Source organism: Radiobacillus sp. PE A8.2, assembly GCF_045635475.1.
In the GTDB taxonomy this organism is placed as follows: domain Bacteria; phylum Bacillota; class Bacilli; order Bacillales; family Amphibacillaceae; genus JBJGXI01.
Genome location: NZ_JBJGXI010000021.1, coordinates 65,657 through 84,270, shown reverse-complemented (window position 1 = coordinate 84,270; position 18,614 = coordinate 65,657). Strand labels below are relative to the sequence as shown.

The following is an 18,614-nucleotide window of genomic DNA, read 5'->3' as shown; positions in this document are numbered from 1 at the left end:
CCTTCATGATCCAAGCAAACATTTACTTTTTCCTCTAAAATACATTTCTCTTTAACCATCTTATCCCTCCTCTCAAAAGGAGGAGCATGTTGTTATAAAAAATAGTGTAATAAAATTCTCTAATTGGTCTTATTATCAACTCCCCTTAACTATATCTTCAATGGTTACAGCTACATAATATTTGACCTGTAATTTCTTTTCAAATTTTTAGGGTAAGTATTTTATGAGATAAGTTTACTTTTTACAGGATTTTGACTTCTAAAATTGAATCATGATGATGAAAAAACTCTACTAAAGAAAGGTTGGTGATGTCGTGGAAAAATGTCGTGGAACTACTATTCTACGCAATAGTTGGCTTTATTTTTATTTGATAAGGCCCTAAAAGTGACCATTAACTCAAGAAAATTTTGTCGTGGAATTATTTAACTCTAAAATGAGGTGATTTTATGTTAGACGCAAATCATTCAGAAGGACTTAGGGGAAAATCTAAACAAACAATCAAAACTTACATGTTTTGTCTGTCAAAGTTTGATGAATGGCTAAATGGTGCAGGTACAGATTTAGAAGAATATTCTCGAACTGACGTTCAACAGTACATTGATTACCTAGTAAGCAAAGGTTACTCAGCTACAACAATAAATAAAAATTGGAGTGCAATAAAACATTTTAGTCGCTGGGCGAAAAAAGAAGATGCTATTGAGGATATCTCAGTCATTACCCCACCTAACATTCTAAATCAGGCACCAAAAGCACTTTCGAGGAATGAGGTTAACAAAATCATCAGGGAAATTGATCGATCCGGTAGCGAAAGAAATTTCGCAATTGCACAGATTTTAATTAATACCGGGATTAGGCTCAATGAACTTATCAATCTGAATCGTAATGATATTGATATTAGTGAAAGAAAAGGAAACTTAACAGTTCGTTTTGGTAAAGGGAACAATGAACGACAACTTCCTTTATCATCGGAAGTACGAAGAGCGATAACAAAGTACCTAGAAACAAGGGATGATTCAATTGAGGCATTGTTTCTATCCAATCGAAATATAAGATTATCAGAACGTACAGTTCAACATATTTTTGAAAAATATGAAATAAATGTACATTCATTGCGTCACACCTTTATCACAAAACTAGTACGCAATGGTGAAGACTTTAGTCTAGTACAGTCATTATCTGGGCATGCAAACGCTGATATGGTAATCAGATACTCTGCCCCAAATGAAGAGGATAAAGAAGAAGCGGTGTCAAAATTGTGGTTATCAGATTAAAAAAATAAGGAGCTTGGATTCATTCCAAGCTCCTATCTTAATTGTATTAAGCAACATCATATCCTTGATCTTCTACTGCTTCTTTCAATTTTTCAGTATCTACTTTGTTCTCGTCATAGGTCACTTCAACTTTACCAGTTTCTAGGTTTACTTCTACATTACTTACACCATCTAAATCTGTAAGTGCGCCATTAACAGACATTTTACAATGGCCACAAGTCATACCTTTTACATCTAATTGGCCAATATGAACCATATCCATGCATAAAGTGCATTTTGCCACCCTCTTAGACAGTTTCCACTAGTATACAGATAATTTATCAAGAAACTTTGCATGTAGTAAGGTTATCTAAAAAATAATTAATTGAGAAATAATATTTAATAAAGATGTCATAAACACTGCAAAAAATTTGCATACTTTTGGGGTAGATTATTCATGAAATGCAGAATGAAAGGAGCATAAAGATGAAAGGTAAAAAAATAATGGTTGGAATGGTTTCTGTAATCGCAGCATTTACGTTATCAGCGTGTTCTGGAAATAATGATGAAACTACTCCAGAAGAAAATCAAGATACGGAAATGGAAATGGAATCTGGTTCAGATGAACATATGGAGATGGATCATTCTGGGTCAGGGGAGGTTCCTGAAAATCTAACAGTTGCTAAAAATCCAACCTATGAAGTTGGACGTAAAGCGATTATAACCTCAGATCACATGAAAGGTATGAAAGGTGCTGAAGCAACTATTGTAGGCGCATATAATACCACAGTCTATACCGTTTCTTACACCCCAACAAATGGTGGAGAAAGAGTTAAAAATCATAAATGGGTCATCCATGAAAAAATTGCAGAAGCTGGCGAAGAACCATTAGAACCCGGTACAGAAGTAACAATAGATGCAACCCATATGGAGGGAATGGACGGTGCAACTTCAGAAATTGATTCAGCCAAAGAAACTACAATATATATGTGAGATTATATGCCAACAACTGGCGGTGAAAAGGTGACAAATCATAAATGGGTAACAGAAAGTGAGTTATCTCCTGTCGAATAAGTTCAAGTGTTTCACCCATAACTTAGGGCTGTCTTTAATTGACAAGACAGCCCTTTATTTATTAAATATTCCCGTTACCCATACTAATTTCCTTTCATATCAGTCTATTGCTGAAGCACTTTTATAGTATCCTTTATGCTTTCCAATTTAATCAAGTTACCTTTAATAACATTTTCTAAAAGAAAAATTTTAGCATCAAGAAAATCATTAAAAATCGCTGCTTCCACCATAACAAACTCATCTTCAAACATTTGTGCAATACAAGCACCATATTTATCACTATCATCAAACTTTAAAATTGCTAGTCGAACAACAATACCGCGAAAATCAATGTCGTCTTGCCATATAAAATCATTATTCATGTAGATTCCCCCTTTCCACATGAACAATTAAACATTTAAGTAACTTTTCCTTTGTCAATAGTCATAAATCTTGTTAAATATCTAGATCGTTTTATCATGTTTACATGCTTTTAGCGGGAAAGAAACATCTTAAGATGCTGTAGCTCACTGTCACTCATAACCCAAAAAATAAGCAAGGGATTATCCCTTACTTATCTTTTCAAACGCTAATCGGTTTGTTGTACTTATTATACTCTCTACAAGTCTTTCATCAAATACATAATCCGATAAAATTGAGGATAGATATTTCACTGTTAATCCAATAGTTGTAAAAACCCTTAAGTGTAATACTTGTTGTCGTTCTGCTCCCATATCTTTTTCTATCATGACATAAAAGAGTGGCTCAGATGAACTTTTCCCCATCCATCCATAACCAGTTTCCTTAGAAATGACAATGTTGTAATCACCGAAAAATGAATAAACCAAATTGTCTTCTTGTAGTACTCGATCTTTATACTTATCCATGTAAATCTCCCTTTCTAGAGTAAATTATCTACACTATTAACTTATATTTACCAAGCCGAATCCCTTGTTTCTAGGAACCAAACCTCAATCTTTTCTGGCAATTAACACCTGAATGGCATCATAGGTTTCTTTAATAATTTTTTTCTCCACAAAGTATTCCGGGACCACAGATAATAGAAATCTAGCAAGGTGGCCGGTATTGAGAAACCTTTGCAATATAACATCCCTTTGCTCACCTTGTAGGTCTTCCTCATTAACAATTACTACATAATTACTGTCACTTATGAAATTGTTAACTTTTACTACCGAAACATAATACTGGTCACTCTGTGCCAAAACCATACTATCATCAGTATAGACAATTCTTGCTTCTGTTTTTTTGTTCATTTCCTCTCCCTCTTTCGTATGGAATTTTATCATGATGATATTCCATACGAGAACGGTAAAACCTGTTAAACGCACTAATATTTACGGTTAAATTGCCCCTAAAATCAACGTTATGAAAATTTTAATATGATTATATAGGCCGAAACTAACATGCTCTATTACTATAAAAGTTTGTATAGCTGCAAAAACAGATCAAAAAAAGAGCTCTATAGATTTGATTCACATTATTATTTGTTTTATAAATAGTTTGTAGGTCATTACTAAAACGATTAAAATATCCCATCAGAATAACAATAATAATCAGCCTACCACATACATTAAGGAGGTTGATTCATTTGATAAAAGAAAAAAGAAGTTTTGATGAAAAGTGTAGTAATAATTGGATTTGTACGTTGAAGCAGGTAAAGGAACTTAAAAAAGCATTGTTGTCAAAAACAACCGAAGAGGTTAGATTATGGTCAGACGGTTCATGGACTTGTAGTAAAGGAAATGAACCAAGCAGGGATAACGGAGAACCCTTGTATATTCTTACAAAGAATGACCTTCGCCATATTAGCCAAGATACAATTGACAGTTCGCTCTACAGTATATGTCATTTAATTTTTGGTTTAGATCACCCTTTAAAAGATCAAGGTGTTCGTAAATATCCTTTAAAAAGGAAAAATACTGATAGCAATAGTTTTTTACAGAACGGTTTATTCATAAATCAATTACATTCCTACCATTTTGTGTTTGCCTGCAGAAAACTTGATTTTAAATGCACAATAATGTGGGAAAGTTCTAATCGTTATTTGCTAATTAAACTAGGTGATGGGACAATTGGATTCGCTAAAGATATTAGACATATAATCAACTATCTTTTTGACCTGTCGAAAAAGTTGCCTCATGATTTCCGGTCTTTCCCTTTATTTTGGGAAGAAATAAAGAAGTTTGAAGATTATTATTGCAATTCAATAACTGATTCTATATCGCCCATTTTAAGACCTACTAAGGAAATCATGGTCAAAAATGAGTATCCTTGGGAACGACATGGAAATTATTCAAAAATATCCGATTTCATTAGCCATTTTTCTTTAGATATTCCTATTCCACAAAACGTCAATGTAGAAAAGTATATTGATATGAGGGTTATATTTTTCTTGCACGATCGTATTTACGGATATGAGAATGATGATAATGAAGCCCTTGCGTATATTATGTTAATGCATATAGAGGATAATCCTTTAGAACCATTTGAAATAATGAAAGAGAAATGCATATATACAAATAGTTATAAAATTTCTCTAGCCAAAGATTACCTTATTGAATGGAATTATTCGGAAGAATGCTTTAAAGCCAATGCATTTAATGAGGAGTGTAAATACTTCAGTAATACTGAATCATTAATTAAGTATCTTCTATCAATTACCAACGAAACAAAAGGTAATGATAAAAAAGATTTTTACTATAACAAAATTGAAAAACTGGCTTATGCAATATGTAAAGACTCTAATGATACTAGTGAATACAAAGATCTGGTTAAATTTATTTCAAATTATGAACAGTGGAAATTGTGGAGTGACGATTTACCATTCTAGGAGATTAGTAAAAATCTAGATAGCAGCGGTGCATAGCTGCAAAAAATAAAATTAGTATTCTATAGATTTGATTCAATAACTGTTTTGTTTTATAAATAAATTGTAGGGCATTACCATAATGATTAAAACAATCCATCACAACACTATTTATAATTAGCCTACCACAAATTTAAAGGAGGTAGATGATTATGACAAATCATGCAGAAAAACAAAAATTAAGCAAAAACGACTGGATGGTAACTTTAGAGAGGATTGAGGAATTAAAACAACTTCTTTTAGAAATCCAGAGTGGAGAGATTGTATTTTGGTTAGATGGAGATTGGCTTTATAAAAGTGAAAAGGAGAATTCACCAAATGTATTCCCCTCCCCTCATTTGGTCCTTTCTAAAGAAAACCTAGGAGAGATTAACGAAAAAGGTATAGAGAATGTTATCTTAAATATTCTTAGATTGCTAAATTACCATAATACGTACATTAATTTTCATTATGACAGCGGCATTAGTTTCGAGGATTATTTAAGGAAAGAAGAAGAAAATAGTGATATTTCCACTATTTTACATGATAGAAAACACAATAGTTTATGCCATTCCTATAGTTTTTACGTATATAATGACAAGATTGCATTCAATTATATTTTTTCATGGAATGAGAATGGGAAAGGTATTCATATAGTTTTTAATAATTCAAAGTACGGCTTTACATACTTTTACGATTTGACAATGTTCCTTTTAGAGGAGTCATGGGGGATTGCAGATTATGGAGCGTACACCCAGTTCTGCAAGGAAATGAGAAAATTTCAACATCACTATTACAAAACTACCTCGAATAGTGAGGGAGTGTTATTTACCTCTTTTACTGAGGTTGAGTTGCTAAACCCAGAAAACAGGGCAAAACGTTTTGACTCTAAAGATGGTTCTTATAAAGTAAATACTGCAGTCAAGGATTGCAGATATTATTGATTATTTTAATTTGGATATTAAAATAACTGATGGTAAATTATTGGAAAAGTATATTGATACACATTATCTATATACTCAATTTGGGTACTATGAATTTTTCAATAACATAACGGTTCCAGAAGTTGAAGCAATAGTTATGGACACAATTGAAGATATATTTCCAGAGCCATTTTCTATTAGAAAACACACTTGCAAATATGATAATAGATTTAATTTTGAAGTTAACATCGAAACTAAGAATATTTACTGTCTAGTAGAATGGAATTACATGAAGGAATGTTACAAATTCAGAAAAGGAGATAATGCATTCACCTATTTTGAATCATACGATTCACTAATACGTCATATAATAAGAGAGTTTAAAAATGTGAATACCGATACAGATAAACTTATAACAGATTGTACGCATTTAATCAAAGCCATTGAAACGTCTTCAAAAGTGGATATTAGTTTAGATTATCTAATCAATAGAATTAAGGATCCTCAGGAGATTGAGGATATGCTATACGGCGATTTACCTTTTTAATAATCTTGAAACTTTAAAGCAACCTGAATCAGCCCTTTGCACTAGCTGAGGCTGTTTCAGGTTGCTCTTAACTATTAAAAATAAATACCATTCTGACCAAACAAATAATAATGAACCACTTCCGGATATTACTCATTAAACCTTACTTCACCAGGTACAACAATCCTATAAGGGGTTTGCATTTCTTCCCCACTTTCCATAAGAACCTTCACCTTCATGTTCGTCGTTCCCGCCGCATGAAGTAGATTTCCGGTTAATTTATATACTCCTTTCTCTACTTTAAACGCATTGTTTTCGATTCTCCAGTCTGGTGGCATACTTAGTTCTACTTTTACATTACGAATTTTAGGATCATTCTTGAAATCTAAAGTAATCGTATTTAAGCCCATTTCTAAAGGGGTAATTTCCACACTCAAATCCAATTCTTGTTGTTTTGTTGTTTCTTTATAAACCCCTTGTTCAGCTGTACTGGGGTTAGCCGCAACTAAAGTAGCCGCAAAAAAGAAAATGATTACACCATATATAATTTCTGTTCTAACTCTTTTAAAAAAGGAGGGAGCTAATTTTGACCCAAGCTTTTTAACCGTTTTTCTTTGAATATACCCTATAATGACTAGTAATAAAAACAGCACTGTTTTAATCAGTAAGGACCTACCCCATTCACTTTCTACTAGACTTTTAATAGAAAACGATGGAAGGAATTCAACCGTCATCCAAATACCTGAAAATATGATTACTATTACACTAACCAAAGCCCATTTAGAGAATGCAGGCCCTACATTCTTAAACCACTCCCCGGCATCTTGGTGTTTTGGCTTTGCAATTAAGGCAAACAGCCCTCCCATCCATATCCCAACAGCAACAACATGTAGTGACGTCACAACCATCGTAATATAACCACCGTAACGTGGATAAGAAGCGTGACCAATGATAAATGGCCACAATATTAATGCCAAACCCAATAAGAATGGGCGCATTTTTTTAATCCACATCCCAATGGTAATGAGGACTAGTTGAACAATGGGAATCCATGAAAATTTTATTGATAGGAATTCTTTTATCGACAACTCAGAAAGGTCTAGTCTATGGTGAATGATTAGTAATACTATCCCTATTAAACTCAAAAAATAAAATAGTAAATTTACTTTGTTATGTCTAGTTTGTTCCATACGGTTTCTCATGACAATGGAATAAAACCATGATATTCCGAACAAAACTGTTAAACCAATAAACGTGAACCAATATGCTATTTGTTTAAGTCCAAAAGAAAAATTAAATGTATTCCAATCAATGGAACTGTTATTATTTCCAATTGGTGTCATTGATGAGAACTCATCAACAGCAAAATAATAAACACCTACTCTGTCACTTTGTATTGTCTGCCCGCCTTTATTAACCGGAGCCGCATACCAAGTTATCTGATATGATCCAGAAGAAAGCTTTTCCGAAATTGGAATAGTTATATGTTGCGGGTTATTGGGATCAATCTCAGATTCTTTTGTTCCAACAGGTCGGTGGTTGTCATCAAAGATACCAAATGCTGTTACTTCGGCAGGTTGATTGAACCATAGCTCTATTTGTTTTGGAGAGCCCCTATGAATTTCCCCATCAGATATATTTGATTTTACTAATTTTAATTCCTTAGATTCCGACTTTACTGACCCTTCAACGGTGAATCTAAAATCCTCTTCAATGACAAACCCATCCTGAGCAATTACATTGATCTTTACCGTGTATTTTCCGGGATCTAACTCTTCTTTTAACTTGGTTATGATATGTCTAGCGTCTGTGGAATCTAGTTTATTTTTTGTTATAGAGACTTGATTGCCATTTGAATCTTCTATTTTTATAGAATCCGTGTGAATGACTACTGGATCTTGAAACCAAACTTCGATGTTAGAAGGTGCTTCTTTAAGAACCTCATTTCCTTTAGGGAACGTGTCCTTTAATGATGAATGTGCTTGTACTGGTGAACTATAAACAAAAATCATTGTAAGTAGCATTATTAGTGGGGATAGGGTCTTTCCTATCCGTAGCATATTCATGTAAATCTCACTCCTTTTTATTCAATGACTATTAGAACCAATAAAGAAATAATTGATTGAATGCTAAAATAATTAATGCAAACCCGAAAAAGTAATGCATTTGTTTTTTTGTAGAATTTTTCTTTAAGAAAATGTCTAAATTAAATCCGTACCCTAAAATACTAAAAATAAAAATTGGAACAAATGATGCAAATACATAGAGAAAGGGTAGAATCCATCCCAAAAATAACGATTCGTTAAGTATCCAGGGTGTGAACAAATTTATAATCGAAAATACTTTTGGATCCATAATAAGAGATAACATGAAACTAATTAAAAATCCCTTATAAAAAGACAAAGATTTCGTTCTATTTGTAGCCTTAAAAAAAGAAATACTTAACAATAGATATAATGGTATACTTAAATTTCTTATCCCGTTTAAAAATGCTTCTAACCAATCCCCTTCTGACCAGAGATAAATGCCTATAATAAGATAAACACCTGCTAACTTACCCATAAAAAAGCTTATCACTGTATCTAGCCAGTTAGATTTATATCTCATTTGACTGGTTATATATGTAATCGCACCAAGATGATACGCGATTTGACTAGGGTATGTACTTCCGATCAAACCTAATAAAATGGTTCCTAAAATGGGAAAGCCTGAATAACCATTATAGGAGCCATATAACTCCCATAACGGTTCAGTAATTAACTTAAACTGTCCAATCAGTTGATTATACAAGTCTACATTCATGATATACCTCATTCATTGTATCTAACGAAATCAAACTATTTCTAATCATTTTAAAGGTGTCTTTCTATACATGTTGACCGTATCGACCATAAATTCCGTAGTCATTGGACCAATATGGTGATATCGAATAATTCCTTCCTCATCAATGAAAAAAGTTTCTGGCTGCCCTCTTACACCATACGGTTTCGCCATGGAATCGTTATAATCAAGAAGATAGGTAGACGTAGAATTAAATTCATCGATAAATTCTTGTACATTTACCTTTGGTTCTGCTCGATCAAGAATCAATAATTTTGCTTGGTCCCCATGCTGTTCTTCAAAGACTTGTAGTTCCGGTGCTTCTTCTCTACAAGGCGGACACCAGGATGCAAAAAAGTTTAGAACAACAAACGTTCCTCTATAATCAGATAGACTAATCATGTTTCCGTCCATATCTTCTAAGGTAAAGTCCGGTGCTGGGTCTCCTACTTCTGCAGCTGTTGAATTTTTCCCTAAACTAATTGCTGCATAAGCAAATCCTGCTAGGATAAGAATTAGGGTAGTTATTCTAATAAGTTTTCGAACCAATTCTTCTCCTCCCTTCTTATTCTCCGACACATATAAGTAGCTATTGTTTTAGATTTTCTAACTGGCGTGAAACCTTTTTTTGTTGACTAAACAATCGTCCCATATAGGTTAATATCCCTGCCCACAATATCAATACTCCCACAAATAAATAAGTCATTATCTTTACTCCTTTCTTTCTAGCAGAGAATTGTTTTTCCATTTGGTTATTTTTTCTTTTTGGGTCTCAAGCGTGAATCGATAAAACAGGATAGTAACAAAAAGAAAGAAAAACGCAATGACACTAAAAAATAACGTTTGTGCCATCTCAGGAGGCATGTGAACCCCTTGTTCGTCAATCACTTTAGGATGTATCGTTCTCCACCATTTGACAGAAAAATAAACGAGAGGTACATCGATAAAGCCGATAATTCCAAAAATAGCAGCAAACTTTCGAAGACGTTCGTCTCCCTTTACAGATGTTCGAATCATCAAATAAGCAATATACATAAACCATAAGATTAAAGAGGTAACTAAACGCGGGTCATCCCAGACCCACCATGCGTTCCATACCGGTCTCGCCCACAGAGAACCAGAAATAAGGACAAAGGTGGTAAATACAACCCCAATCTCTGCTGACGATAGGGCAAGGTGATCCCATTTTTTATTTTTTGTGTATAAATACATGATTCCTGCTACAAAAACAATCCCGAATGCTGCAAAAGCAACAAATGCACTTGGAACGTGAAAATACATTATTCGTTGGATATGACCCATAAATTTCTCTGTTGGGGCATACAGAAACGACATATACAATTGAATGGGTATTAAAATTCCTGTTATTACAGTTAAAGTCATTTTCAATGGATTTAAATATTTTTGTATCATCCTAAACCTCCAGCAATAGATCAAATAAGAATAAAGGAGTAACGGTAAAAATAAGATTATATCCGACTAATAGTAATAGCCATAAGTCTTCTCCCATTCCGAGGGATGGATATAATGCTATTTCCGTTAACTGCACAACAGCTAAAAATAATGGGACTGCCAATGGAAAAATCATAATCGGAACAAGTAGCTCTGTAATACTACTGGACTGTGCCAATGTAGTAAAAAACACACCTATTGCAACGAACCCCCAACTACCTAATAAAAGGGTAGTGATAAGCAGTCCAATGGAAGCAGGAAATGGCTGTTTTAAAAATAAAAAGAAAACAGGAACGGACGTGACAATGACAATAAAAACCAAAATATAATTTCCAATTAGTTTTCCTAAGAATAGTGCCCCTTTATCAATAGGAGACATTAATAATCCCGCTAACGCCCCGTTTTCTTTTTCCGCAGAGCCATATTTATTGAACCCTAGCATAGCTGACAACAATACTGGCAACCACAAAATACCTGGTGCAATCATTTGGATAGCCTGTGTCTTAGCATTAAAGACAATTTGAAGGAACACTTGGAAAAGCAGTGCAAAGATAACCATCGACAAAAGCAGGGATTTACTTCTGAACTCAATCCGTAAATCTCGAACTAAAATTAAACTAACCTGTTTAATAAATGTCATGATGGTTCTCCCTAACGATCAGCATGTACCGTTTTATAAAATCAACATAGGCCTCTTTCGTACACTTTTCTTCTAATACAATTTTACCTTTATGCATAAGAATTGCCCGATCACATAACTTCCACGCATGTTCACTGTCATGACTAACTAAAATATAGCCTGTACCCTTTGTTTGCATTTGCAATAACAGTTGCTCAAAAATCTTTTTTGATTCAAAATCAAGGCCGTCAAAAGGTTCATCTAAAAGTAAATGGGTTGGGTAGTGAACAAGTGCTCTTGCTATAGATAGACGTTGTTTCATGCCTTTTGAATAGGAGCTAACAAGCTCGTGTTGTACATGAGATAACTCCACTTGTTTTAGAACTTGTGCTACTCTCGCTTTATCGATTCTGCCATATAATTTTTGATAAAAGTCTAGGTTTTCCCATGCAGTTAAAGAGTCATATAAAAAAGTATCTGGAAACACGATTCCTAGTGAATCTTTCCATTTTTGTATAGAACCATTCGGATATTCCATTTTACCCGAACTTGGTTTGACTAAGTTACCCAACACTTTTAACAAGGAAGACTTTCCCGCTCCATTGGCACCCATTAAAGCAATAGTCTCCCCTTGCCGCCAGTGCAAGTCAATCAATCGAAGTACATCCTTTTCATTAAATATTAGATTGACATCTTGTAATTTCATTATCCATGAGACTCCTGTTCTAGTTCCATTGTAATTCTTATAAGATGCTCACGAATTTTTGTTTTTGTTGTATCATACCTACTGTCTGTAATTAAGTCGGTGCGGTAGTCTTTTTCCAGCTGTACGATTTCTTGGAGCAACATTTTCTTTTCATCCACGAGCCACGATCTTTTTACTTTTCGGTGGTTACCCGTTGTTTTAAGTAGATCCCGTTTTAACCCGATTAATGCAGCAGCAAGTGCTATGATGATAATAACAATGGTAAAAAGAGCTTTTCCATAACCAAAACCTTCTCCGCCAATAATCTTCAGACCATCTTCCGTATACTTTGCACCTACCTCTGTCGTAGCAATCGTTTCCTCTTGCCCCTCTTGATTAGATGTGCTCAATAATCGAAAAGAAAGGTTCCATGGCTCATCAGGATGAGCGTCTACACGCGTAAAGCGGCGAAACTCACGTCCATTCATTTCGAATAAGTCAGACTGTGTCATTAAGTCATTTGCTGTAAATGATAGAACACCGGGTTGGATGACCACTTGGATTTGTTCCGTAACATAAGATTGTTCAATCGCCCATTGAGAAATACTATTAAACATCGGCATTTTATAAGTAACAACGAGTTGTTTTTCCTTACCACCAGCAAGTCCAGTTATATCGACGATTCCCTTTTTTGTTTCTTCAATATTTCCTTCTATCATCCCTTCACCCAGCTCCAGATCAGCATAGTTTTCAGGAAGATAGACTGGTAATTGCTTTTCTTTTTCCGTCCCCCTATTTTCAAAATACATACTTTGAACAACTTGGACTGTAGTTTCGTCTATTGGAAATACGACCATACTTTGATTTGTAATTCGCACTGGATATTTTCCGTCTGCAAACGATTGGATGGGCGAAATAAATAGCATCAGCATGGTTATAACGACTAGAACATAAGAGGTTTGTTTACCTTTCATAAGCACCCTCCTTTTTAGGCTCCAATCCTTGTTTATCTAATGCACGATCAATCTCATTATCTACCCTATATGAAACCTGTTCTAATTTACTTCCACTCGATTGTACAAACCTTGCAGCTTTAACAGTTAATTCTGCTTTCGTTTTGTTAAAATCACTTTCAGACAATTTTCCCATTTGGTAGTCATACTCCAGATCAGCCAACTGGGAAAAAATGTGTTCTTTCTCTTGTCCATCGTTCTCTTGTTCTATTGCACTCTGATGTTCTGATTTTCTCAAAAAAAAGGGAGAAAGCAGTGTCATTAGTATGAATAACCCTATGACGATAATAACTAGTGTTGACATAATCCCTATCCCTCCTATAGCCAATTTTTTAATTCTTCGTTAATCTGTAACTCATCCTCCTCTGAAATAGGAGATTGGGACTTATTTTCTGGAGATTCGCTTGGTTTCTTTTTTGCCCACTTGTAAATGAGATATCCAACCAAGAAACTACCTAATAGAACACTAACACCTGGAAGGACCCAAGGGATTATATTGAAGCCTTCTGTAGTAGGAGCAGCTAAGATACGTTCTCCATATTTTTGAACCAAGCTGTCAATTACTTGTCCTTTGTTCATGCCTTGTTCAAGTAAATCGCGGATTTCCCCTCTAACTTCAAACGCAGTAGACAATTGACAGTAATCAGCAGTTCGAGAGTCTAAGCAACCTGGAGGATGGATCTCCTTGGCCACATTTAACACATCACTTCTTGACACAGAAACCTTATCACTAAATGCTAGAATCTTTCGTGGAAAAGTAACAACGATCCACAGTACGGCAAAATACAAAAATGACTTTTTAAATTTATCTATCATATTGCACCGACTCTATTTTTAACCGTGGAATTTCTCTAACTTTCCGAAGTCTTTCTGGCCATAACGATATTAATGATCCTAGGATCAAAAGATAACCACCAAACCAAACCCAAGACATAAGAGGGAATATTTTCACTTGAATAATTGCTTTTTCATTCTCCTCAACCCATCCATTTAAAACAACGAACAGGTCTTCTTGAATGGAACTAACAACCGATGCTTCAGTTGTCATTTGACTTCCATTTGTGTAATCGACTTTTTCTGGGCGGATCACACCCAGTTCTTTTCCGTCTTTCTCAACATAAAATTCTGCGTAGACTGTACGCTTTAAATCCGTAGCGGTTTCACCAAGACCACGATATTCTAAGGAATATTTTCCGATCTCTAGTTTTTCACCAATGTCAAAACTGCGTTGTAAATCAACCGAGAATGCACTAGCCCCAGTAAACCCAATCACAATGAATATAACAGCAAGGTGTGCTACATAACCTCCATACCGTCTTCTATTTTTCACAAACAACATGAAGAAAGAGCGAATTAGCGCTTCACCGGTTGCTTTCATCCTTGCTTGTACTGCCTTTGAAAATTCCAATATGATAGTCATCAGAACGAATAAGGCACTGGTGATGGATAACACAGCCTTCCAGCTATCGACACCTACAGCAAATAGAAGAATTGCAACAATCAACGCAATCATTACCGGAATAATTAAGTTATTTCTTAAATACTTAAGGCTAGATCGTTTCCACGCCAAAACAGGACCAATTCCCATCGCCAATATTAATGCGATAAAAATAGGGACATTAACTCGGTTAAAATATGGGGCTCCGACCATCACTTTTGAACCTGTTACTGCTTCAGAAAGAACCGGGTAGACGGTGCCTAGAAAAATGGTAAATGCAGATACGACTAGTAAAAGATTGTTAATTAAGAAACTACTTTCCTTTGACACGGCTGATTCAAATTGACCATCTGCCTTTAGTAACGACCAACGGGATGAAATCAGCGCTAATGAACCAACCAGTAATAGTCCAATGAAACCTAAAAAATAAGCTCCAATAGGTCCATTTGCAAACGCATGAACTGACCACAGTAATCCACTACGCGTTAGAAAGGTGCCAAAAATGGTAAGAAGAAACGTCGCAGTTACTAGTGAAATGTTCCACTTTTTCATCATTCCTTTTCTTTCCTGAATCATCGCCGAATGGAGAAAGGCTGTCCCTGTCAACCAAGGAAGTAAAGAGGCATTCTCTACCGGATCCCAAGCCCAGTAGCCTCCCCAACCTAATTCAACATAGGCCCATTGAGAACCATAGATTATCCCCATACTAAGAAATAACCACGAAACTAAAGTCCAACGTCGGGTTACTTTCAACCAGGTTGCATCCACCTTTCTTAGCATTAGTGCTGCCATTCCATAGGCAAAAGGAATCGCAAATCCGATATATCCTAAATAAAGGGTAACCGGATGAACTGCCATTCCAGGATTTTGTAAAAGTGGATTCAGTCCATTCCCTTCATTCATTTCCTCAGGATTTGAGGCAAAGGGAAATTCAATCGTATTGAGAACAAAAGCAAAAAATAGATTGATAACTAATAAAAAAATAGAAACCCACGGTAAGTAATTATTGCTTTCTTTATGTTTGGACCACGTTACTAATGCGGTATAAATACTAAGAATCCATAACCAAAGGAGTAAAGAACCTGCATTGCCTCCCCAAAATGCTGAAATCTTATAAAATAGCAACATATCAGAACTTGAATATTGAGCAACATACTCATAGTCAAAGTTACTTGTAACTAGTAAATAAATTAAAGAGCCTGATGCTAATGTTGTTAGTCCTGCCAATATAAGCACGGATCGTTTCGCGCTTTTAAGCCATCGTTCACTACCTGTTCGAATTGCTATTAAATGTGAAACTATTCCATAAGCAACGATGAATAAGACAAAGATAAGGGACCAACGGCCTATTTCTCCCATTATTCGTAACCTCCTTCTTGTTGTTTATTTGATTCAAGATGATTAGCTGGAAATTCTTCTCCTTCTTCCTCCATTGCTTCGTATTTAGAGGGACATTTAACCAACAATTCTGAGGCTATTAATGTACCATCTGATGTTAGCTCCCCCTCAACGATAGCTTCCCAACCATCGTTTAATGTGTCAGGTTTTACTCCTTCGTACTGGATTGGGACGCGATAGCTACTGCCATCTTCTCCGCGCAATTCGAGGGTTAGTAGGATGTTATCTGGATCAAATTCAATCGACTCACCTACAATTTTCCCGCTAACCTTGATTGGCTTTCCTATAGCCTGTTCTTGTTTGGATTCCAGTTCATCCACAGTCATATAGAACGTGGCAGCATTACCAATACTGGTGTAAACCAACATTCCTATTACACCGAAGAAGAGACCGAATACGATCATTAACTTCACTTTTTTATTCAATACAACCACCTCTTTATATTCATTTCTAATCGCTTATGGAAAAGATTTGAGTGAGCAAAATGAATGTTAATATCCTGACATATTTCACCTTTTAGCATTATAGCCAAAAAATATGTAGATTTTGTGAGGAAAAGATGTTTTCTTAACACTTAATTGAAATTGGGCTGCTAATTAATGTAAAACCAATATGAATTTTTCCACAAAAAAATGAGAGTTCCTTAATAAAGGAACCCACTAATAAATAATTAAATATTTAATATGCTCTATCCTTAACCACTTACAAAAAACAATTGGATAGACGATGTCGACAATTTCAACAACGCCAGATTTCCTTTTTCATATCAAAAATATGTTAATAAGAGCCCTTCTTACCAAAATAACCAACGTTCCATTTTACTTTGAGCATAGGAATGTATAAAACTTCTCCATTCAAACTATTTTTTTGCGGTCCAAACCTCGATAAAAAAATATTCTTTTAGGACGTTTGATTTATTGGTTTCGCAAAAATCATTTTTCCAGCAGAGGTTTGTAATAGCTTCGTTACCAAAACATCAATGTAGTCACCTATATAATCGTGCCCTCCTTCTACTATTATCATAGTACCATCGTCTAGATAGGCAACTCCTTGTTTGTCATCTTTACCGTCTTTAATTACTTGTACATTGATTTTCTCTCCTGGGAAGACAGCCGGTTTTAAGGCAATAGCTAAGTCATTAATGTTTAAAACCTTTATATCATGTAAAATACATACTTTGTTTAGATTAGAGTCATTTGTAACAACTATACCATTTAGTAACTTTGCCAATTTAATAAACCTATCTATTTCTTTTATTTCATTGAATCCATCTTCATAAATTTCAACCTTTAAATCAAGCTCTTTTTGAATCCTGTTCAAAGTGTCAAGACCTCTTCTTCCACGATTTCTGATTATCCTATCAGATGAATCCGCTACATGTTGTACTTCTTCTAGAACAAATTGTGGAATTATTAAAGTACCCTCTAAAAAACCAGTTTTGCATAATTCTTCAATTCGGCCATCTAAAATTACACTTACATCTAAAATTTTTGTTTTTCTTTGTAGTTCCTCTTCACTTTCCATAGCTATTTTTGTATTTTTAGTATCACTTCGCTCCGAAACAGATAATAAATTTATAAGGTCGTTCTTTTTCTTAAAACCCACTTGAAATCCTAAGTAACCAAACAAAATAGTTAGAAAAGTTGGGAAAATCGTCGTAACTACTCCGATACTCATTTCCTTCAATGGACTGGAAATTAGGAATGCCACAATTAATCCTAAAATCAGACCAAAAGTTCCAAACAAAACATTCGTTACAGGTATTTTTAAAAGTTTTTCTTCTATCCGACGTATTAAGCTAAGTCCATAATTAATCATCCAAAATGTTGTAATGAAAAATATAACAATACCAATTAAATAACTAATCCATAAGGGGACTTTTCCGTTTGTTATACTATTTATGAAATCCGGAATAAGAAATATCCCAATCGTTCCACTCACAATTATCATGAATAATTTTAAAATTCTATTCAATATTCTTTCACCCTCTTTATTAATACAACGAAACTATATCTATCCTAATCTAACCCTTTGATTTATTCTTTAGTGATAGGTTAAGGCAGATAAATTATTTCATGATTCAAATTATATACCCCTATAAAAGTATCAAAAGGCCGTAAAATGGATATTTTTATAAAGCGAGAAATTTTAAGTATTTTTGTTATCAAATAATTCTGTTAAACTCTGGGGTTTTCTATAATATCTTAACCAACTACTAATTCACAGCGTCCTATTCCCTCTACTTGAACCAAAGACAATAGTAAGTATAATGTAAAAGTTTGTTGAATGTGGAGAATTAATTAACTAAGTTTAACAATTCTAAATATGCCTATATACTTAGAAAAATGACGAACATAATTTGACAACTTTGTGATCTTTGGCGTTTAGATAAGAAAATGCATTAAAATCGAAGCTTATTACAAGTTACAAATGCACTATTTAACATAGTAACTAGGAAGTTTGGGGAAATTGTGAAGAAATGATTTTGTCACAAATTAGCCAAAAATGAACGACTAAAAATTGTCACATATTCAAACGTTGTTTGATTTAAGACCAAATAAAAAACGAGCA

The 18,614-nt window shown here is 34.5% G+C and carries 21 protein-coding genes and 1 pseudogene; 5 read left to right on the top strand and 17 right to left on the bottom strand.

Features of this window, described 5'->3' with window-relative positions; genetic code table 11:
• Window positions 1–446 precede the first annotated feature (446 nt).
• Window positions 447–1,271, top strand: a complete 825-nt coding sequence (locus ACI6MV_RS12800) for a tyrosine-type recombinase/integrase (RefSeq protein ID WP_407270694.1) — start codon at window positions 447–449, stop codon at window positions 1,269–1,271.
• A gap of 46 nt (window positions 1,272–1,317) precedes the next feature.
• Here the strand turns inward: ACI6MV_RS12800 and copZ are convergent, their stop codons facing one another.
• Complete coding sequence (copZ, locus tag ACI6MV_RS12795; RefSeq protein ID WP_407270693.1) at window positions 1,318–1,533, bottom strand: copper chaperone CopZ; 216 nt, start codon at window positions 1,531–1,533, stop codon at window positions 1,318–1,320.
• A gap of 203 nt (window positions 1,534–1,736) precedes the next feature.
• Between copZ and ACI6MV_RS12790 the strand changes: the two are divergent.
• Window positions 1,737–2,324: pseudogene (locus ACI6MV_RS12790) on the top strand (YdhK family protein).
• A gap of 104 nt (window positions 2,325–2,428) precedes the next feature.
• Here ACI6MV_RS12790 and ACI6MV_RS12785 read toward each other — a convergent pair.
• The 3 genes from ACI6MV_RS12785 to ACI6MV_RS12775 form a co-directional block, all read right to left on the bottom strand.
• A complete protein-coding gene (locus ACI6MV_RS12785; RefSeq protein ID WP_407270692.1) occupies window positions 2,429–2,686 on the bottom strand; it encodes a hypothetical protein in 258 nt (85 codons plus the stop codon).
• 180 nt (window positions 2,687–2,866) lie between these two features.
• A complete protein-coding gene (locus tag ACI6MV_RS12780; RefSeq protein WP_407270691.1) occupies window positions 2,867–3,190 on the bottom strand; it encodes a hypothetical protein in 324 nt (107 codons plus the stop codon).
• 84 nt (window positions 3,191–3,274) lie between these two features.
• Complete coding sequence (locus ACI6MV_RS12775) at window positions 3,275–3,577, bottom strand: hypothetical protein (protein ID WP_407270690.1); 303 nt, start codon at window positions 3,575–3,577, stop codon at window positions 3,275–3,277.
• A 335-nt stretch (window positions 3,578–3,912) separates the two neighbouring features.
• On the opposite strand from ACI6MV_RS12775, the gene ACI6MV_RS12770 reads away from it, so the two are divergent.
• The 3 genes from ACI6MV_RS12770 (at window position 3,913) to ACI6MV_RS12760 (ending at window position 6,639) form a co-directional block, all read left to right on the top strand.
• Window positions 3,913–5,154: a hypothetical protein gene (locus ACI6MV_RS12770; RefSeq protein WP_407270689.1), complete on the top strand. Its 1,242-nt coding sequence runs from the start codon at window positions 3,913–3,915 to the stop codon at window positions 5,152–5,154.
• 188 nt (window positions 5,155–5,342) lie between these two features.
• A complete protein-coding gene (locus ACI6MV_RS12765; protein WP_407270688.1) occupies window positions 5,343–6,113 on the top strand; it encodes a hypothetical protein in 771 nt (256 codons plus the stop codon).
• Between the two features lie 10 nt (window positions 6,114–6,123).
• Entirely contained in the window at window positions 6,124–6,639 is a 516-nt protein-coding gene (locus ACI6MV_RS12760; protein WP_407270687.1) for a hypothetical protein, read from the top strand.
• A 128-nt stretch (window positions 6,640–6,767) separates the two neighbouring features.
• On the opposite strand, the gene ACI6MV_RS12755 is transcribed toward ACI6MV_RS12760, so the two are convergent.
• The 13 genes from ACI6MV_RS12755 to ACI6MV_RS12695 all read right to left on the bottom strand — a co-directional run bounded on the left by ACI6MV_RS12755 (window position 6,768) and on the right by ACI6MV_RS12695 (window position 18,020).
• Window positions 6,768–8,630, bottom strand: a complete 1,863-nt coding sequence (locus ACI6MV_RS12755; protein WP_407270686.1) for a copper resistance CopC/CopD family protein — start codon at window positions 8,628–8,630, stop codon at window positions 6,768–6,770.
• 85 nt (window positions 8,631–8,715) lie between these two features.
• Window positions 8,716–9,420: a hypothetical protein gene (locus tag ACI6MV_RS12750; RefSeq protein ID WP_407270685.1), complete on the bottom strand. Its 705-nt coding sequence runs from the start codon at window positions 9,418–9,420 to the stop codon at window positions 8,716–8,718.
• 45 nt (window positions 9,421–9,465) lie between these two features.
• Complete coding sequence (locus tag ACI6MV_RS12745) at window positions 9,466–9,987, bottom strand: TlpA family protein disulfide reductase (protein ID WP_407270684.1); 522 nt, start codon at window positions 9,985–9,987, stop codon at window positions 9,466–9,468.
• 40 nt (window positions 9,988–10,027) lie between these two features.
• Window positions 10,028–10,144: a CcmD family protein gene (locus ACI6MV_RS12740; RefSeq protein WP_407270683.1), complete on the bottom strand. Its 117-nt coding sequence runs from the start codon at window positions 10,142–10,144 to the stop codon at window positions 10,028–10,030.
• A 5-nt stretch (window positions 10,145–10,149) separates the two neighbouring features.
• Window positions 10,150–10,851 (bottom strand): cytochrome c biogenesis protein, encoded by a 702-nt coding sequence (locus tag ACI6MV_RS12735; protein WP_407270682.1) that lies wholly within the window; start codon window positions 10,849–10,851, stop codon window positions 10,150–10,152.
• Window position 10,852: 1 nt separating this feature from the next.
• Window positions 10,853–11,530, bottom strand: coding sequence for a heme exporter protein CcmB (locus tag ACI6MV_RS12730; RefSeq protein WP_407270681.1), 678 nt, complete (start codon window positions 11,528–11,530; stop codon window positions 10,853–10,855).
• Complete coding sequence (locus ACI6MV_RS12725) at window positions 11,517–12,215, bottom strand: ABC transporter ATP-binding protein (RefSeq protein ID WP_407270680.1); 699 nt, start codon at window positions 12,213–12,215, stop codon at window positions 11,517–11,519. The genes ACI6MV_RS12730 and ACI6MV_RS12725 overlap by 14 nt, the downstream gene beginning before the upstream one ends.
• Window positions 12,215–13,168 (bottom strand): hypothetical protein, encoded by a 954-nt coding sequence (locus ACI6MV_RS12720; protein WP_407270679.1) that lies wholly within the window; start codon window positions 13,166–13,168, stop codon window positions 12,215–12,217. Before ACI6MV_RS12720 ends, ACI6MV_RS12725 begins: the two co-directional genes overlap by 1 nt.
• Window positions 13,158–13,511 carry a hypothetical protein gene (locus tag ACI6MV_RS12715; protein WP_407270678.1) on the bottom strand — a complete coding sequence of 118 codons (354 nt, stop codon included), beginning with the start codon at window positions 13,509–13,511 and terminating at the stop codon, window positions 13,158–13,160. The genes ACI6MV_RS12720 and ACI6MV_RS12715 overlap by 11 nt, the downstream gene beginning before the upstream one ends.
• A gap of 14 nt (window positions 13,512–13,525) precedes the next feature.
• A complete protein-coding gene (locus tag ACI6MV_RS12710; RefSeq protein WP_407270677.1) occupies window positions 13,526–14,023 on the bottom strand; it encodes a cytochrome c-type biogenesis protein in 498 nt (165 codons plus the stop codon).
• Entirely contained in the window at window positions 14,013–16,004 is a 1,992-nt protein-coding gene (locus ACI6MV_RS12705) for a heme lyase CcmF/NrfE family subunit (protein ID WP_407270676.1), read from the bottom strand. Before ACI6MV_RS12705 ends, ACI6MV_RS12710 begins: the two co-directional genes overlap by 11 nt.
• On the bottom strand, window positions 16,004–16,468 hold the full coding sequence (locus tag ACI6MV_RS12700; RefSeq protein ID WP_407270675.1) for a cytochrome c maturation protein CcmE: 465 nt from the start codon (window positions 16,466–16,468) through the stop codon (window positions 16,004–16,006). The genes ACI6MV_RS12705 and ACI6MV_RS12700 overlap by 1 nt, the downstream gene beginning before the upstream one ends.
• 475 nt (window positions 16,469–16,943) lie before the next feature.
• Complete coding sequence (locus tag ACI6MV_RS12695) at window positions 16,944–18,020, bottom strand: PIN/TRAM domain-containing protein (protein ID WP_407270697.1); 1,077 nt, start codon at window positions 18,018–18,020, stop codon at window positions 16,944–16,946.
• Window positions 18,021–18,614 lie beyond the last annotated feature (594 nt).